Source organism: Duganella sp. Dugasp56, assembly GCF_047304105.1.
Lineage (GTDB): Bacteria > Pseudomonadota > Gammaproteobacteria > Burkholderiales > Burkholderiaceae_D > Rugamonas > Rugamonas hordei.
On record NZ_JBGLYQ010000028.1, the window covers coordinates 37,380 to 54,119 of the forward strand.

At 63.3% G+C, this 16,740-nt stretch carries 9 protein-coding genes; 5 read left to right on the top strand and 4 right to left on the bottom strand.

Going from position 1 to position 16,740, the window contains the following annotated elements; translation table 11 throughout:
* Positions 1 to 14 precede the first annotated feature (14 nt).
* The gene (locus ACCD07_RS19760) at positions 15 to 353 is read right to left on the bottom strand and encodes a hypothetical protein (RefSeq protein WP_353403879.1); all 339 of its coding nucleotides are present in this window, start codon (positions 351 to 353) and stop codon (positions 15 to 17) included.
* 133 nt (positions 354 to 486) lie between these two features.
* Entirely contained in the window at positions 487 to 2,964 is a 2,478-nt protein-coding gene (locus ACCD07_RS19765; RefSeq protein ID WP_413448329.1) for a TonB-dependent receptor, read from the bottom strand.
* Positions 2,965 to 3,154: 190 nt separating this feature from the next.
* On the opposite strand from ACCD07_RS19765, the gene ACCD07_RS19770 reads away from it, so the two are divergent.
* The 5 genes from ACCD07_RS19770 (at position 3,155) to ACCD07_RS19790 (ending at position 9,608) form a co-directional block, all read left to right on the top strand.
* The gene (locus tag ACCD07_RS19770) at positions 3,155 to 4,162 is read left to right on the top strand and encodes a LacI family DNA-binding transcriptional regulator (RefSeq protein WP_176653018.1); all 1,008 of its coding nucleotides are present in this window, start codon (positions 3,155 to 3,157) and stop codon (positions 4,160 to 4,162) included.
* Positions 4,163 to 4,257: 95 nt separating this feature from the next.
* The gene (locus ACCD07_RS19775; RefSeq protein ID WP_413448330.1) at positions 4,258 to 6,582 is read left to right on the top strand and encodes a glycoside hydrolase family 65 protein; all 2,325 of its coding nucleotides are present in this window, start codon (positions 4,258 to 4,260) and stop codon (positions 6,580 to 6,582) included.
* Positions 6,579 to 7,220, top strand: a complete 642-nt coding sequence (gene pgmB, locus ACCD07_RS19780) for a beta-phosphoglucomutase (protein WP_176653016.1) — start codon at positions 6,579 to 6,581, stop codon at positions 7,218 to 7,220. Before ACCD07_RS19775 ends, pgmB begins: the two co-directional genes overlap by 4 nt.
* A gap of 99 nt (positions 7,221 to 7,319) precedes the next feature.
* Entirely contained in the window at positions 7,320 to 8,588 is a 1,269-nt protein-coding gene (locus tag ACCD07_RS19785; RefSeq protein ID WP_413448331.1) for an MFS transporter, read from the top strand.
* Positions 8,589 to 8,597: 9 nt separating this feature from the next.
* On the top strand, positions 8,598 to 9,608 hold the full coding sequence (locus tag ACCD07_RS19790) for a substrate-binding domain-containing protein (RefSeq protein WP_176653014.1): 1,011 nt from the start codon (positions 8,598 to 8,600) through the stop codon (positions 9,606 to 9,608).
* Between the two features lie 10 nt (positions 9,609 to 9,618).
* On the opposite strand, the gene icmF is transcribed toward ACCD07_RS19790, so the two are convergent.
* Both icmF and ACCD07_RS19800 read right to left on the bottom strand, forming a co-directional pair.
* On the bottom strand, positions 9,619 to 12,918 hold the full coding sequence (icmF, locus tag ACCD07_RS19795; protein ID WP_413448332.1) for a fused isobutyryl-CoA mutase/GTPase IcmF: 3,300 nt from the start codon (positions 12,916 to 12,918) through the stop codon (positions 9,619 to 9,621).
* 59 nt (positions 12,919 to 12,977) lie between these two features.
* The gene (locus ACCD07_RS19800) at positions 12,978 to 16,541 is read right to left on the bottom strand and encodes an indolepyruvate ferredoxin oxidoreductase family protein (protein WP_413448333.1); all 3,564 of its coding nucleotides are present in this window, start codon (positions 16,539 to 16,541) and stop codon (positions 12,978 to 12,980) included.
* Between the last annotated feature and the right edge of the window lie 199 nt (positions 16,542 to 16,740).

Sequence of the window (16,740 nt, forward strand, 5' to 3'; positions counted from 1 at the left end):
GGTATGACGGCGGATCAGGCGACGACGTTGATCAGCTTGCCGATGGTCTCGCCCTGCGCGTTGATCTGCGGCTTGGGCGGCGTCAGGTCGGCCGGCAGGGTTTGCTCGGCGCGCGACGGCTTTTCAATTGCATTGCTCAAATTAATGGCTGGCGCCGCCTGCACCGGCGGCGCGGACGCCTGATCGCTCTGGCGCTGGGTATCGCTCAGCGTCTCCTTATCCTTGGTCAGCTGCTGGCGGCTTTGCTCCAGCCGGCTGGCATCCTGGCTTACCCGTGACTGGTCCTGTTGCACTTGCCTTTCGGCCTGTGCAATCGACGCTTGCAGCGCACTGACGGACGTTACGGTAGCCACGAAATTTCCCCTCGACAATATTCTGGGCATGGTAAGGCAGAATCGTGATGAGCACGATCACTTGCAGATTAGGCCAGAAAAACAAAAAAGGCAAGGCTGACTGCGCCTTGCCTGTGAGGAGGGACGGAACAGGTTAGAAGCGGTACAGCACGGACGCTTCCCAGGTACGGCCAAACAGCGGACGTGCGTTGATCGGACCGGAGCCGCCGGTGGTCAGGCGCGAGTTGCCTTCCGTCAGGCCCAGTTCGTTGTTGAGGTTGGTGCCGCTGAGGCGCACTTCGATCTTCTCGCCCAGCGAGAACAGCACGCCGGCATCGATGGTGCGGTAGGACGGCAGGTATTGCTGGTTGGCCTGGTCGGCCCAGCGCTCGCCGATCGAGGTGTAGGTGCCGTAGATCTTGGCCGAGTTGCCGTCGCCGAACGGGATGCGGTAGGTCGGCGTGAAGCGGAACTGCAGCTTAGGCTGGCGCTGCACGGTTTTGCCGGCGGTGTCAGGATTGTCGCGGTATTCCGATTTCTGGTAATCGCCGGTCAACGCCAGTTGCAGGTTTTCGATGGGACGCACCGCCACTTCAAATTCCAGGCCGTTGCCCTTCGAACCGCTGATCGAGTGCAGCTCGCGGCCGTCGGCAAGGATCTGCGTGAACGCGATACCGTCGAATTCCGTGTGGAAGGCGTTGATGTAGGCGCTGTACAGCTGCGTTGCCGTCTTGAAGCCGATCTCGAACTGGCTGACCTTGGGCGTCGGCAGGATGCTGCTGTCGTTGGCGGTCTTCTGGTTGCCGGCGCCGCGCAGGTCGTCGAACGAGATGAAGGTGTGGCCGCGGTTGGCGCGCACGAACACGGCCGTATCCTTGGCCAGCTTGTAGTTGCCGCCGATGGTGAACGAGTTGGCGCTGTCGGTGCGGCTCAGGTAGGTGTTCGAACCGTCCGGCATCGAGGTGCCGTTGTTGTAGACGGTCAGCGGATTGTTGTCGGTGTCGGCCGAGGTCAGGTTGGAGATCGTGCCGCTGATCTTTTGCTGTTCGTGGCGCACGCCGAAGTCGACCTTGATGCGGTCGTTGACTTTCCACTCGTCGGAAACGAAGGCGGCGGTGTTGCGGCCGTCGTACGAGGCGACCGGCGCGTAGAACACATTGCCGTCGGTACCGTTTTTCGACACGACCACGCCGTTGTTCAGCGTCACGTTGATCAGGCTGGCTTGCGGCACGGCCGTCATCAGGTGGCTGTTGCCCAGGTACCAGACGTCATGCGACGAGTAGTCGGCGAAGTAGCCGCCCACGGTGACGGTGTTGTCCTTGCCGATTTCCTTGCTGACGCGCAGTTCGTCGGTGAACGACTTCAGTTGCTTCTCGACCGACCACAGGCCGGCCTGCACCACTTGCTGGTTGCCGTCGACCGCGCCTCCGTGGACGTAGGTGGCGGTGCCGGCCGTGGCCAGCTTGCCGCCGGCCGCCGCGACCGTCGCCGCGTTGCCGTTGGCCGAGGCGATGGCGGCCTTCAGGTAATCGTTCATCGACAGCGGGTTGTTACCGGTGAACATGGCGTTGGTGTTCAGGTCGCCGTCGAAGCGGTTGAACTTGTTCGATACGCTCCAGTCGCCGATCTTCTGGTCGAAATCGGCGCCGAAGACGGTGGCTTTCAGGCCGCGGCCGTCCGCCAGGTCCTTGGTCAGCGTCTTGCCGGGCGCCGCTTCGATGGTGAAGTTGCGCATTTCGCCGCTCATCAGGGTGCCGGTCAGCGGATTGAAGCCGGGGAACTCGCTGATCGTGTGGCCGCCGTTGCTGGAGATCAGCGGCACGCCGGTGTAGAAGGCGTTCTTGTCGTCGGTGCTGCGGGCGTACAGGGTCAGCTTGCCCTGGTCCAGGTTGCGGGTCAGGGTGGCGGTGATCTGGTGGCCGTCGTCGGCAGGGAAGCCGGCGTCGCGCACGCCGTCGGTCTTGCGGTAGAAGCCGCCGACCGAGCCGTACCAGCCGTCGCTGATCTTGCCGCCGTAGAACATGTCGACGCGGCGCAGGCTGCCGGTGCCGGTGGTGAAGCGTACCGAGCCTTCCGGCGTGTCCGTGCCTTCCTTGAGGATGAAGTTCATCGTCGCGCCGGGCTGGGCGTTGGACCAGATGGTGGACGGGCCGCCGCGCAGCACTTCAACGCGTTCGACCGTGTCGTCCAGGCGGAAGGCGGACGAGCCTTCGAAGAACGACAGCGTCGGCGGCGGGTAGATCGGGTTGCCCATCAGCTGCACCGAGACGAACGGCGAATCGCTGCCGGACGGGAAGCCGCGCACTTCGATGTTGGCGCCGGACTGGCCGCCGGTCGATTCCGCATACACGCCCGGCACGATTTTCATGATGTCGGCGGTGCTGCTTGGCGAGGCTTGCTTGAGTTGCTCTTCGGTCGCGGTGGTGATCGAGAAGGCCGAATCGACCTTGCGCACGCCGCGCGCCGAGGCCACGCCGGTGACGACGACCTGCTGGACTTCGGCGGTGACTTCCTTGGAGGTGGCCTGCTCGGCAGCCGGTGCGGCGGTCTGGGCTTGCGCGGCGGCCTGGTTGACGAGGGTGAGGACTGCAGCCGTGACTGCGGATAACAAGAACGGATTCTGGGTTTTCATGTGGTCTCTGTGCTTTCTTATTGGACTGAAATCGTCTCCTGGATCTTCCGGGTTTTCGCGAAGATGAGCCATTGAAACAAGAAATGATATCGATGTCAATCAAAATGTTATCGATGTCATTTTTCGCGACAAAACAAAAATTTCTGTCATAATGCGTTCGCAACCATGTATTCAACCCTATGAGCGATCGATGCCCTCGAATAAGAACGTAGCCCGAAAAAGCGACACGGCATTGACAATGGAGGACCTGGCCAAGCTGGCCGGAGTCTCCAAGATCACAGTTTCCCGTGCGCTGCGCGACAGCCCGCTGGTGACGGCCGAGACGCGCGAGAAGATCCGCACCTTGGCCAACGAGCAGGGCTACCGCTTCAACGTGAGCGCGCGCAATTTGCGCATGGGCCGCAGTTATTCGGTGGCGGTTGTGGTGGAAATGACACCCGTGCGCGGCCGGCCGATGTCCGATCCGTATCCGCTTGAGCTGTTGGGCGGCATCACGCAGGAATTGACGACCGCCGGCTACAGCGTGGTGCTGACCTCCAAGCAGTTGATGAACACCGCGCCGGTGCAGGGCGCCGACGGTTTGATCCTGCTGGGCCAGGGTTCGCACGGCGAGGCGGTGCGCACCCTGCAGCAGACCGGCATGCCGCTGGTGGTGTGGGGCGCGCCGGAGCCGGACATGGACTACATCGTGGTCGGCTCGGACAACAGGAAGGGCGGCATCAGCGCCGCCGAACGTTTCATCGCGCAGGGCCGGCAGAAGCTGGTGTTCCTGGGCGACGTCGACCACGCCGAGGTGCAGGAACGCTGCGCCGGCTTCATCGACGCGATGGGCGGACGGGCGGCAGTGCACATCATCCGTCCCAAGGCGTTCACCTTCGAGGCGGGCTTCGACAGTATTTCGGCGCTGCTGAAAAAGAAGGGCGCCAGCTTCGACGGCGTGTTTGCCGCCAGCGATCTGCTGGCCATGGGCGCGATCCGCGCGCTGGCCGAAAAGAATTTGCGGGTGCCGGAGAATGTCTCCGTCATCGGCTACGACGATACGCCCGGCGCCGCCAGTTTCGTGCCGCCGCTGACCAGCGTGCACCAGTATCTGCGCGACGGCGGCGTGTTGTTGGCCAAGAAGATGTTGGGCCTGATCGAAGGCCAGCCGGTCGGCTCGGAAATGCTGCCGACCACTTTGATGGTGCGCCAGACCTAGTTTTCGCTTTCCCCTGAAAAACGCTAAAAACCTTCTAAAACCGGTGTTTTTCAAAATTCAAACCGCTTTGAATCGCATTTTGTAAGGAATACGCTGTGCAACAACACACCTATCCCCTGGAAGCCTGGTGCATCCGCGAGACCAGCTTCGATACCGACTCCCATTTTCTCGACGAGACGCTGTTCGCCCTGGGCAATGGCTACATCGGCCTGCGCGGCACCGGCGAGGAGGGCTACAACGGCCCCGCCGGCACCTCGCTCGACGGCACCTACCTGAACGGCTTCTATGAATCGGAGCCCATCCAGTATCCGGAGGCGGCTTACGGCCTGGCCAAGGTCAACCAGTTCATGCTGAATGTGCCGAACGCGAAAGGCATCGAGCTGTGGCTCGAGGACGAGCGTTTCGACCTGCTGACCGGTTCCGTGCAGACGTACGAGCGGGTACTGGACTTCCGCACCGGCGTGCTGACGCGCACCGTGGAGTGGACCTCGCCGCAGGGCCGCAGCGTGAAGGTGAACAGCCGCCGCCTGGTGTGCTTCGAGAACAAGCACCTGTTCGCGATCGAGTTCGAGGTGACCCCGCTGAACTTCGCCGGCCGCATGCGGCTGGTGTCGGCGCTCGACGGCGCGGTGAAGAACCAGGAAGCCGGCGACGACCCGCGCGTGGGTTCCGCGGTTTCGGGCCAGTCGCTGCACATGGTCGGTCATGAACAGAATGTCGGCTTCGCGGCGCTGGTGCAGCGTACGCACAACAGCGGCTTCATGCTGGTCAGCGCCACCGATACGGAGCTGACCGGCGCCGATGCGACCATCACCATCGCGCAGGTGGAGCAGCGCCTGACGCAGACCTATGAATTGGCCGCGCAAGCCGGCCAGGCCGTCACGCTGACCAAGTACGGCAGCTACTTCTCCTCGCGCGACTACGCCGAGACGGAACTGATGTGGCGCAGCAAGGACACGCTGGCCGGCGCCAGGGCCGCAGGCTTCGACGATCTGCGCCTGGCGCAGGAGCAGTACCTGGCCGACTTCTGGCAGCAGGCCGACGTGCAGATCGCCGGCGACGACGCGCTCCAGCAAGGCATCCACTTCAACCAGTTCCACCTGCTGCAATCGGTGGGCCGCGACGGCAAGACCAACATCTCGGCCAAGGGCGTGACGGGCGAGGGCTACGAAGGCCACTACTTCTGGGATACGGAGATCTACATCTTCCCGTTCTTCCTGTATTCGAAACCGGAGATCGCGCGCAAGCTGCTGGAGTACCGCTACGCCGGCCTGCCGAAGGCGCGCGAGCGCGCACGCCAGATGTCGCACGCCACCGGCGCGCTGTACCCATGGCGCACCATCGCCGGCGACGAGTGCTCGGCCTATTTCCCGGCCGGCACCGCGCAGTACCACATCAACGCCGACATCGCCTATTCGATCAAGCTGTACATGGAAGCGACAGGCGATCAGGAATACCTGGTCAAACATGGCGCGGAAATCGTCATGGAAACGGCGCGCATCTGGATGGGCATCGGCAGCTACGACCGCGAAGGCCGCTTCTGCATCAACCAGGTGACGGGGCCGGACGAATACACGGCGCTGGTCAACAACAACTACTACACCAACGCGATGGCGCGCATGCACCTGAACTTCGCGGCATCGATCGCGGAGCAGCTGCAGGCCAGCCAGCCGGCGGAGTTTGCCCGCATCGCCGCCGCCGCCGCGCTGGACGCGAACGAGCCGGCCGCATGGCGCCGCGCCGCGTCGCTGATGAATCTTCCGTACGACCAGGCGCTGCAAATTCACGCGCAGGACGACAGCTTCCTGTCGAAGAAAGTGTGGGATTTCGCCAACACGCCGAAAGAGAACTACCCGCTGCTGCTGAACTATCATCCGATGGTGATCTACCGCCACCAGGTGTGCAAGCAGGCGGACGTGGTGCTGGCGCTGTTGTTGTTGTCCGACCAGTTCACGCTGGAAGACAAGCGCCGCGACTTCGATTACTACGAGGCGGTGACCACGCACGATTCGTCGCTGTCGTCCTGTATCTTCAGCATCATCGCGGCGGAAGTGGGCTACCAGGACAAGGCCTACGACTACTTCATGGAGACCGCGCGCCTCGACCTGGACGACACGCACGGCAACACGCACTACGGCGTGCACACGGCGGCGATGGCCGGCACCTGGATGGGCGTGGCGTACGGCTTCGCCGGCATGCGCGTGGTCGGCGGCGAACTGCATTTCGCGCCGTCGCTGCCCAGGCAGTGGCAGCACTACACGTTCAAGATTCATTTCAAGGGTGCGCTGCTGGAGGTGCATGTGGAGCCGGGCCGCACGGACTACCGCCTGCTGCAAGGCGAGCTGCTGGACTTTACCCACGGCGGCGAGCAAGTCGCGCTGACCCTGTCGCAACCGATGCAATCGAGGAGTTTTTCATGAGCCGCTTTAAAGCCGTTATCTTTGACCTGGACGGCGTGATCACCGACACCGCCCACTATCACTACCTGGCGTGGAAAAGCCTGGCGGAATCGCAGGGCGTACATTTCGACCAGGCCTTCAACGAGAACCTGAAGGGCATCGACCGCATGGGATCGCTGGACCTGATCCTGGCGTCGTCGTCGCGCACGTACACGCCGCAGGAGAAGCTGGCGCTGGCCGACGAGAAAAACCTGCATTATCAGGAACTGATTTCCACGATGTCGTCGTCGGATCTGCTGCCGGGCGCCGTCAACGCGCTCAACGCGGTGCGGCGCGCGGGCTTGCGCATCGGCCTGGCCTCGGTCAGCAAGAACGCCTTTACGGTGCTGGGCCGGTTGGGCATCACCGACAAATTCGACTACGTGGTGGACGCCGCGACCATCGCGCGCGGCAAGCCTGATCCGGAGATTTTTCTGAAGGCGGCGCGGGAACTGGGCGTGGCGCCCGCCGACTGCCTCGGCGTGGAGGACGCGGTGGCGGGCGTGGCGTCGATCAAGTCGGCCGGCATGTTCGCGCTGGGGATAGGCCATCCGTTTGTGCTGACCGAGGCGGATGTGGTCATCACGAGCTTGACGGACTTCAATCTGGAATCGTACTAGCACGTTGTCACTCCCGCGCAAGCGGGAGTCCATACGCCGCATGGATTCCCGCTTGCGCGGGAATGACGTGCCGGCCATAAAAATAATGGAGACAGCAACATGAAGAACAATCGCATCCTATTTGCGCTATTTCTGATTTACTTTGTATTTGCAATCCTGCTCAATAGCGTGGGCACGGTCATCCTTCAGGTGATCAACAACTACGGCATCACCAAGTCCAGCGCCAGCGTGCTGGAAGGGTTCAAGGACTTGCCGATCGCGGTGGTGTCCTTCCTCGTGGCGTCGTTCCTGCCGCGCCTGGGCTACAAGAAGGCGATGCTGACCGGGCTGGCCGTCGTCACCGCCGCCTGCGTGGCGATGCCGGTGCTGCCGTCGTTCGCCACCACCAAGCTGTTGTTCTTCTGCGTCGGTGTGTCGTTCGCGCTGGTCAAGGTGTCGGTGTATTCGACGCTGGGCCTGATCGCGGCCGACCGCAAGCAGCACGCCAGCATCATGAATCTGCTGGAAGGCTTCTTCATGGTCGGCGTGTTGAGCGCCTACTGGGTGTTCGGCTACTTCATCGATTCGCACGATCCGCTGTCGCAAAGCTGGCTGCAGGTCTACTGGGTGCTGGCGGTGCTGTGCGCGCTGACGTTCGCGCTGCTGCTGACGACCCCCTTCAACGAAGACATGGCCGCGCTGCCGGCAGGCCGCGGCATCGCGCAGGATTTCGCCGCGATGCTGAAGCTGTTCTGCAAGCCGCTGGTGTGCGTGTTCGTCATCACCGCGTTCCTGTATGTGCTGATCGAGCAAAGCGTGGGTACCTGGCTGCCGACGTTTAACAACGAAATCCTCAAGCTGCCGGCGGCGATGAGCGTGCAGGTGACCAGCATCTTTGCCGCCTGCCTGGCGATCGGCCGTCTGTCGGCCGGCGTGTTGATGCGCAAGTTGAACTGGTATCCGGTGATGAACGCCTGCGTGATCGGCATGGCGGCGATGGTGCTGCTGGCGCTGCCGCTGACGCACAACGTGGTGGCCGATCCGAACATCAGTTGGTCCAGCGCGCCGGTGGCCACCTTCCTGTTCCCGCTGATCGGACTGTTCATGGCGCCCATCTATCCGGGCATCAACTCGGTGATGCTCAGTTCCCTGCCGAAGAACCAGCACTCGGCGATGACCGGCCTGCTGGTGATTTTTTCGGCGCTGGGCGGCACCACCGGGTCGCTGATCACCGGCTACGTGTTCGGCAATTTCAGCGGCCATTTCGCCTTCTACCTGACCCTGGTGCCCATCTCTATCGTCTTGATTATGTTGTATTTTTTCAAAAAAGCTGTCGATGACGGTGGTGGCGGTTTCGACCCGTCCGCTATAATCAGCGGTCAACATTGATCGTTTACTATGAATCTGGAGCGCCTCGCAAACTTACTCGGCATGTCGAAAACCACGGTGAGCCGGGCGTTAAACGGTTACCCCGAGGTCAACGGCCGGACGCGCGAGCGCGTGCTGAAGGCGGCCAAGGAGAACGGCTACCAGGCCAATCCGATGGCGCGTTCGCTGGCGCTGGGACGCACCAACGTATTCGGGATCATCTATCCGCTGCTGCCGGCGGACCTGGGCGATCCGATGTTCCTCGACGTGGTGGCCGGCATGTCGGCCGCGCTGGAGCAGGTGAATAAAAACCTGATCATCGCGCCGGTGTCGCCGTCCAACGAGCTGCCTTCCTACCAGCAGATCGTGCGCGGACGGCGGGTCGACGGCCTGGTGGTGGGCCGCACGCTGGTGCGCGACGAGCGCATCGCGTTCCTGAGCAAATCCAGGTTTCCGTTTGTCGCACATGGCCGCACCGAGCTCGATGCGGCATATGCGTGGTTCGACTACGACAACGCGGCCGGCATCCGCATGGCCATGGAGCGCTTGCTGGGCTTGGGCCACCAGCGCGTGGCCCTGATCAGCGCACCGCTGGAATTGAACTTCGCCCGCCAGCGCAAGGACAGCTTCATCGCATCGATGTCCGCGGCGGGCCTGAGCGCCGATCCGCGCCACCTGATCGACAATACGCTGGACCGCCGCAGCGGCTACCAGGCGATGCAGCAGTTGCTGGCATGTTCGCCGCGGCCGACGGCCGTCATCGTCGACAATCATCTGTCTGGCGTAGGCGCCGTGCGCGCGCTGCTCGATGCCGGCATCGACATCGGCAAGGAGATATCGCTCATCGTTTGGGGCAATATGGCCGACACCTTGGCCGGCGCCAACGTCACCACCATCGACCAGCCCGACCCACACAAGGCCGGCGCCCGCATGATCGCCATGCTGATGGAGCTGGTGGATGGCAAGCCCGCTGGCGAACTGCAGGAATTGTGGCAGCCGGTTCTGCTGCCCGGCTCCACTGTCGGTCCCACCGTCGGCTGACTGCCTGGTCTTACATATTGCGGCGGTACTGGCCGCCGACCTCAAACAACGCGGTCGTGATCTGGCCCAGCGAGCAGACACGCACCGCGTCCATCAGCTTCTCAAACACGTTGGCGTTGTCGATGGCCGCCTGCTGCAGGGCTGCCAGGGCTGCCGGCGATGCCTCCGCGTTGCGGGCGTGGAAGTCTTCCAGGCGCTTGAGCTGCGATTGCTTTTCGTCGTCGGTGGAACGCGCCAGTTCGATCTTCTGCGGCTCGCCCGTCGCCTTCGGATTGCGGAAGGTGTTGACGCCGATGATGGGCAAGGTGCCGTCGTGTTTCTGGTGCTCGTACAGCATCGACTCTTCCTGGATCTTGCCGCGCTGGTAGCCGGTTTCCATCGCGCCCAGCACGCCGCCGCGTTCGGCGATGCGTTCGAATTCCTGCAGCACGGCTTCTTCCACCAGGTCGGTCAGCTCTTCCATGATGAACGATCCCTGGTTCGGGTTCTCGTTCTTCGCCAGACCCCATTCGCGGTTGATGATCAGCTGGATCGCCAGCGCGCGGCGGACGGATTCGTCGGTCGGCGTGGTGATCGCTTCGTCGTAGGCGTTGGTATGCAGCGAGTTGCAGTTGTCGTAGATCGCGATCAGCGCCTGCAGCGTGGTGCGGATGTCGTTGAAGTCGATTTCCTGCGCGTGCAGCGAACGGCCCGAGGTCTGCACGTGGTACTTGAGTTTCTGCGAACGGTCGTTGGCGCCGTACTTGTCGCGCATCGCCACGGCCCACAGGCGGCGTGCCACGCGGCCCAGCACAGTGTATTCCGGGTCCATGCCGTTCGAGAAGAAGAACGACAGGTTGGGCGCGAAGTCGTCGATGTGCATGCCACGCGCCAGATAGGCTTCGACAAAGGTGAAGCCGTTCGACAGCGTGAACGCCAGCTGCGAGATCGGATTCGCGCCCGCTTCGGCGATGTGATAGCCGGAGATCGACACCGAATAGAAATTGCGCACCTGGTGGTGGACGAAGTATTCCTGGATGTCGCCCATCACCTTCAGCGAGAACTCGGTGGAGAAGATGCAGGTGTTCTGGCCCTGGTCTTCCTTCAGGATGTCGGCCTGCACGGTGCCGCGCACGTTCTGCAGTACCCAGTCCTTGATCTTGGCCGCTTCGTCGGCGCTCGGCTGGCGCTTGTTCTCTTCGACGAACTTCTCAACCTGCTGATCGATGGCGGTGTTCATGAACATCGCCAGGATGGTCGGCGCGGGGCCGTTGATGGTCATCGAGACCGAGGTGCTCGGGCTGCACAGGTTGAAGCCGTCGTACAGCACCTTCATGTCGTCCAGCGTGGCGATCGATACGCCGGAGTTGCCGACCTTGCCGTAGATGTCCGGACGCAGCGCGGGATCGGCGCCGTACAGGGTCACCGAATCGAAGGCGGTGGACAGGCGCTTGGCGTCCATGCCGGTCGAGACCAGCTTGAAGCGGCGGTTGGTGCGGAAGGCGTCGCCTTCGCCGGCGAACATGCGGGTCGGGTCTTCGCCTTCGCGTTTGAAGGCGAACACGCCGGCCGTGAACGGGAACGAGCCCGGCACGTTTTCCAGCATCAGGAAGCGCAGCACTTCGCCGTGGTCTTCATAGCGCGGCAAGGATACCTTGCGGATCTTGGTGCCGGACAGCGTGTGCTGGATCAGTCGAGTGCGGATTTCCTTGTCGCGGATTTTGACGACGTAGTCATCGCCCGCGTAGGCGGCCTGCATGTCCGGCCACTGGGCCAGCAGTTTCTTGGCGCCGCCGTCCATTTCCGCATCGCGCTCGGCGATCAACTCATTCAGCTCAACCGCGAAGTCGGCGGTCTTGTGGGCTATGGCCAGCATGCGCTTGGATTCGGTCAGCTGCTGGCGTTCGCGCGCCAGCGTCACCTGCTTGCGGGTGAAGCGGTGGTAGCCGCGCACGGTGTCGGCGATCTCCGCCAGGTAGCGCGCGCGCGCCGGCGGCACGATGACGTGCTTGCCGCTGGAGAAGCGCACGTCCACCGGCGCCAGCTTGCCCGGCCTGGCCTGCAGGCCGAATTGCGCCAGCTTCGGCAGCAGGCCCTGGTACAACGAGGTCACGCCGTCGTCGTTGAAGCGCGACGCCTGCGTGCCGTAGACCGGCATTTCTTCCGGACGCTTGCTCCACAGTTCGCGGTTGCGCTGGTACTGCTTGGCGACGTCGCGCAATGCGTCCTGCGAGCCCTTGCGGTCGAATTTGTTGATGGCGATGAAGTCGGCGAAATCGAGCATGTCGATTTTTTCCAGCTGCGAGGCGGCGCCGAATTCCGGCGTCATCACGTACATGGAGACGTCGACGTGCGGCACGATGGCGGCGTCGCCCTGGCCGATGCCGGAGGTTTCGACGATCACCAGGTCGAAGCCGGCGACCTTGCAGGCTGCGATGACGTCCGGCAGTGCCTGCGAGATTTCGGAACCGGCTTCGCGCGTGGCCAGCGAGCGCATGAAGACACGGGCCTGGCCGTTCCACGGATTGATCGCGTTCATGCGGATACGGTCGCCCAGCAGCGCGCCGCCGGATTTGCGGCGCGACGGGTCGATCGAGATGATGGCGATGTTGACCGAGTCGCCCTGGTCGAGGCGGATGCGGCGTATCAGTTCATCGGTCAGCGAGGATTTGCCGGCGCCGCCGGTGCCGGTGATGCCCAGCGTGGGCACGGCCAGGCCTTCGGCGGCCGCCAGTAGCTCGGCGCGCAGGGCGGGGGAGGCTTTTTCATTTTCCAGCGCGGTGATCAACTGGGCCAGCGGGCGGTGGCGTTCGGCGATGTCGCCATCCTTCAGCGGCGCCAGCGACGTCGGCGAGTACTGGGACAGGTCGATGTCGCACTGCTGCACCATCCACTGGATCATGCCGACGAGGCCCATGCGCTGGCCGTCTTCCGGGCTGAAGATCTTGGTCACGCCGTAGGCATGCAGGTCGGCGATTTCGTCGGGAACGATCACGCCGCCGCCGCCGCCGAACACCTTGATGTGCGCGCCGCCGCGCTGGCGCAGCAGGTCGATCATGTATTTGAAGTATTCGACGTGGCCGCCCTGGTAGCTGGAGATGGCGATGCCTTGCACATCTTCGGCCAGTGCGGCGGTCACCACTTCGTCGACCGAGCGGTTGTGGCCCAGGTGGACCACTTCCACGCCGTTCGACTGCAGGATGCGGCGCATGATGTTGATCGAGGCGTCGTGGCCGTCGAACAGCGAGGCGGCCGTAACGAAACGGACCTTGTTGTTCAGGCGCGGCTGGTCCGGCACGGCGGTAATTTTCGGAGCGGAGAGGTCGTTCATGGTGTCCCTTATGCTTTTCTTCATTATATGACGTTTACGTTAACGTCAAGTCAAGCGAATTATGCGGCGCGCTGTTGGCTGAATTGCGCCAGCAGGCGGGTTTTCTCGGTACGGAAGGTGGCGACGGCCTTTTCCTTCACGTGGCCGAAGCCGCGCACTTTTTCCGGCAGGCCGGCCAGTTCGACGGCCACCGCGTGGTTTTCCGGCGTCAGCTTGTCCATCAGCGCGACAACCATCTCGCGGTACTCGGCGATCAGCGCGCGTTCCATCTTGCGCTCCTCGGTGTAGCCGAAAATGTCGAACGCGCCGCCGCGCAGGCCCTTGAACTTGGCCAGCAGCTTGAACGCGCTCCACATCCACGAACCGAATTCCGCCTTGACCAGGTGGCCCTTGGCGTCCTTTTTGGCGAACATCGGCGGCGCCAGGTTGAACTTGACCGAGAAGCTGCCCTCGAACTGCTGCTTGAGCTGCTCGACGAAACGGCCGTCGGTGTACAGGCGCGCCACTTCGTATTCGTCCTTGTAGGCCATCAGCTTGAAGTAGTACCTGGCGACGGCGGTGGACAGCTTGTTGCCCAGGCCCAGCGCGGTTTCCTTGGCGCGCACCTGCGATACCAACTGCTCGTAGGTGGAGGCGTAGGCGGCGTTCTGGTAGGCGGTCAGGAACTCGACGCGCTTGGCCAGGACATTCTCCAGGCTTTGCGGCATCTGCACGACGATGGCTTGCGCCGGCGTCGCGACGCGTTCCACGCGCTTCAGGTCCACGGCGGCGCGGCGGCCCCACAGGAAGCTCTTCTTGTTCGACGCGATGCCGACGCCGTTCAACTCGATCGCTCGCAGCAGCGAGGCTTCGCTCAGCGGGATGCGGCCTTTCTGCCATGCGTAGCCGAGCATGAACAGGTTGGCGGCGATCGAGTCGCCCATCAGCGCGGTGGCCAGCTTGGTGGCGTCGATGAAATCGGCGGCGCCGGCGCCGACCGACTCCTCGATCAGCGCGCGCACTTCGGCCACCGGGTACTGCCAGTCGGCGTTCTGCGCGAAGGTGCCGGGCGGCTGCTCGTGCAGGTTGATCACGGCCAGCGTGCGGCCTGGACGCATCTTCGATACCGCGTCGGCGGCGCCGGCGGTCAGCATGTCGCAGCCGAGGATCACGTCCGCCTCGCCGGTGGCGATGCGTTGCGCGCGCAGGTGGGCCGGGGTCTTCGCCACTTTGACGTGCGAGGTGACCGAGCCGTTTTTCTGCGACATGCCGGTCATGTCCAGCACCGACGCGCCTTTGCCTTCCAGGTGCGCGGCCATGCCCATCAAGGCGCCGACGGTGATCACGCCGGTGCCGCCGATGCCGTTGATCAGGATGTTGTACGGCTGGTCGCACGACGGCAGCACGGGTTCCGGCAGCGGGCCGAAGCCGTCGTCGGCGTTATCCTTGGTCACGCCAGTTTTTGTCTTCTTCAGCGATCCGCCTTCGACCGTGACGAAGCTCGGGCAGAAGCCCTTCACGCACGAGTAGTCCTTGTTGCACGACGATTGATCGATGGTGCGCTTGCGGCCGAATTCCGTTTCCTTCGGCAGGATCGACGTGCAGTTGGACTGGATGCCGCAGTCGCCGCAGCCTTCGCAGACGGCTTCGTTGATGACCATGCGCTTGGCCGGGTCGGGGAACTCGCCTTTCTTGCGGCGCCGGCGCTTCTCGGCCGCGCAGGTCTGGTCGTAGATCAGCACCGACACGCCGCCGATTTCGCGCAGCTCGCGCTGCACCGCGTCCATGTCCTTGCGGTCATGCAGGCTGACGATGGATGGCAGCGCGCTGCGGTCGGTGTAGCGGTTCAGGTCTTCGGTCACCAGTGCGATGCGCTTGACGCCTTCGGCCGCCATCTGCTGCGCGATCATCGGCACCGAGGTGATGCCGTCGACCGGCTGGCCGCCCGTCATCGCGACGGCGTCGTTGTACAGGATCTTGTAGGTCATGTTGACCTTGGCCGCCACGGCGGCGCGGATCGCCAGGTAGCCGGAGTGGAAGTAGGTGCCGTCGCCCAGGTTCTGGAACACGTGCGGGATCTTCGAGAACGCGGCCTGGCCGATCCATGGCGCGCCTTCGCCGCCCATGTGCGTGGTCAGCTTGTTGAACTCGGGGTAGATCGAGGTCGCCATCACGTGGCAGCCGATGCCGGCCAATGCCAGGCTCCCTTCCGGCACCTTGGTCGAGGTGTTGTGCGGACATCCGGAGCAGTAGAAGGCCGGGCGGAACGGCGTGCTGATGGCCTTCTTCAGTACCGCGTCCTTGGCGTCGAGGAAGGTCAGACGGGCCTTGATATGGTCGCAGGTGACCGGGTCGGAGATCAGGCGCTTGACGCGCGAGGCGATCACGCGCGCCACTTGCGAGACCGAGAAGTCGGCCTTGGACGTCAGCAGCCATTCGCCGCGCGGAGCGACCCATTCGCCTTTTTCATCGAACTTGCCGATCACGCGCGGACGTACGTCGTCGCGCCAGTTGTACAGCTGTTCCTTCAGCTGGTATTCGACGATCTGGCGCTTTTCCTCGACCACCAGGATCTCGTCCAGACCCTGCGCGAATTCGCGCACGCTGTCCGGTTCCAGCGGCCATGGCATCGCGACCTTGAACAGGCGCAGGCCCACCTCGGCCGCCATCTTCTCGTCGATGCCCAGTTCTTCCAGCGCTTCCAGCACGTCCAGGTAGGATTTGCCGGAGGCGATGATGCCCAGCTTGGCGTTCGGGCTGGTGATGGTGGTGTGATTCAGTTTGTTCTCGCGCGCATAGGCCAGCGCGGCGTAGATTTTGTAGTCCTGCATCAGCGCTTCCTGATTGCGCGCCTGCTGGCCCAGCGGAATGCTGGACAAACGCGCATTCAGGCCGCCTTCCGGCATGACGAAATCGTGCGGGATCTTGACTTCGACGCGGAACGGATCGGCGTCGACGGAGGCCGACGATTCGACCGTGTCGGCCAGCGCCTTGAACGCCACCGTGCAGCCGGAGAAGCGCGACATGGCCCAGCCGTGGATGCCCAGGTCCAGGTATTCCTGCACATTGCACGGGTACAGCACGGGGATCATCGAGGCCGAGAACAAATGGTCCGACTGGTGCGGCAGCGTCGACGAATAGGCGCCGTGGTCGTCGCCGGCCACCAGCAGCACGCCGCCGTGTTTCGAGGTGCCGGCGTGGTTCATGTGCTTGAACACGTCGCCGCAGCGGTCCACGCCCGGGCCTTTGCCGTACCACATGGCGAACACGCCGTCGTACTTGGCCTCGCCGATCAGGTCGACCTGCTGCGAGCCCCAGACGGCGGTCGCCGCCAGATCCTCGTTCACGCCCGGCACGAACTGCACGTGATGCGCTTCCAGGTGCGGCTTGGCCTTCCACAGGTTTTCATCCAGGCCGCCCAGCGGCGAACCGCGATAACCGGAGATGAAACCGGCCGTGTTCAGGCCCTCGGCCTGGTCGCGCACGCGCTGCATCATCGGCAGGCGCACCAGCGCCTGGATGCCGGACAGGAAAATGTCGCCCTTGGTCGCGGTGTATTTGTCGTCGAGGCTTACGCTGGTGAGGCGGGAAGGGATGTCGTCGCCTGCGGACGTTGCAGGGCCGTGTGCCGTGGTATCGGGCATGGTGGTGTCTCCGTTTTTGTGTCAGATTGCGCCCAAACTTGGTGGCGCCGGGTAGGCGCGCCAGGATCAGGCCATGGGCCGCATGGTTAGCGGCAATACAGATATTTTAGGCTTAAAAAATCCGCTTTGTAGCGAAGTATGGGCGCTGCTTGACGTATACGGAAATACGGATTGCCGATGGGGGTATAAGAAAAAGTGA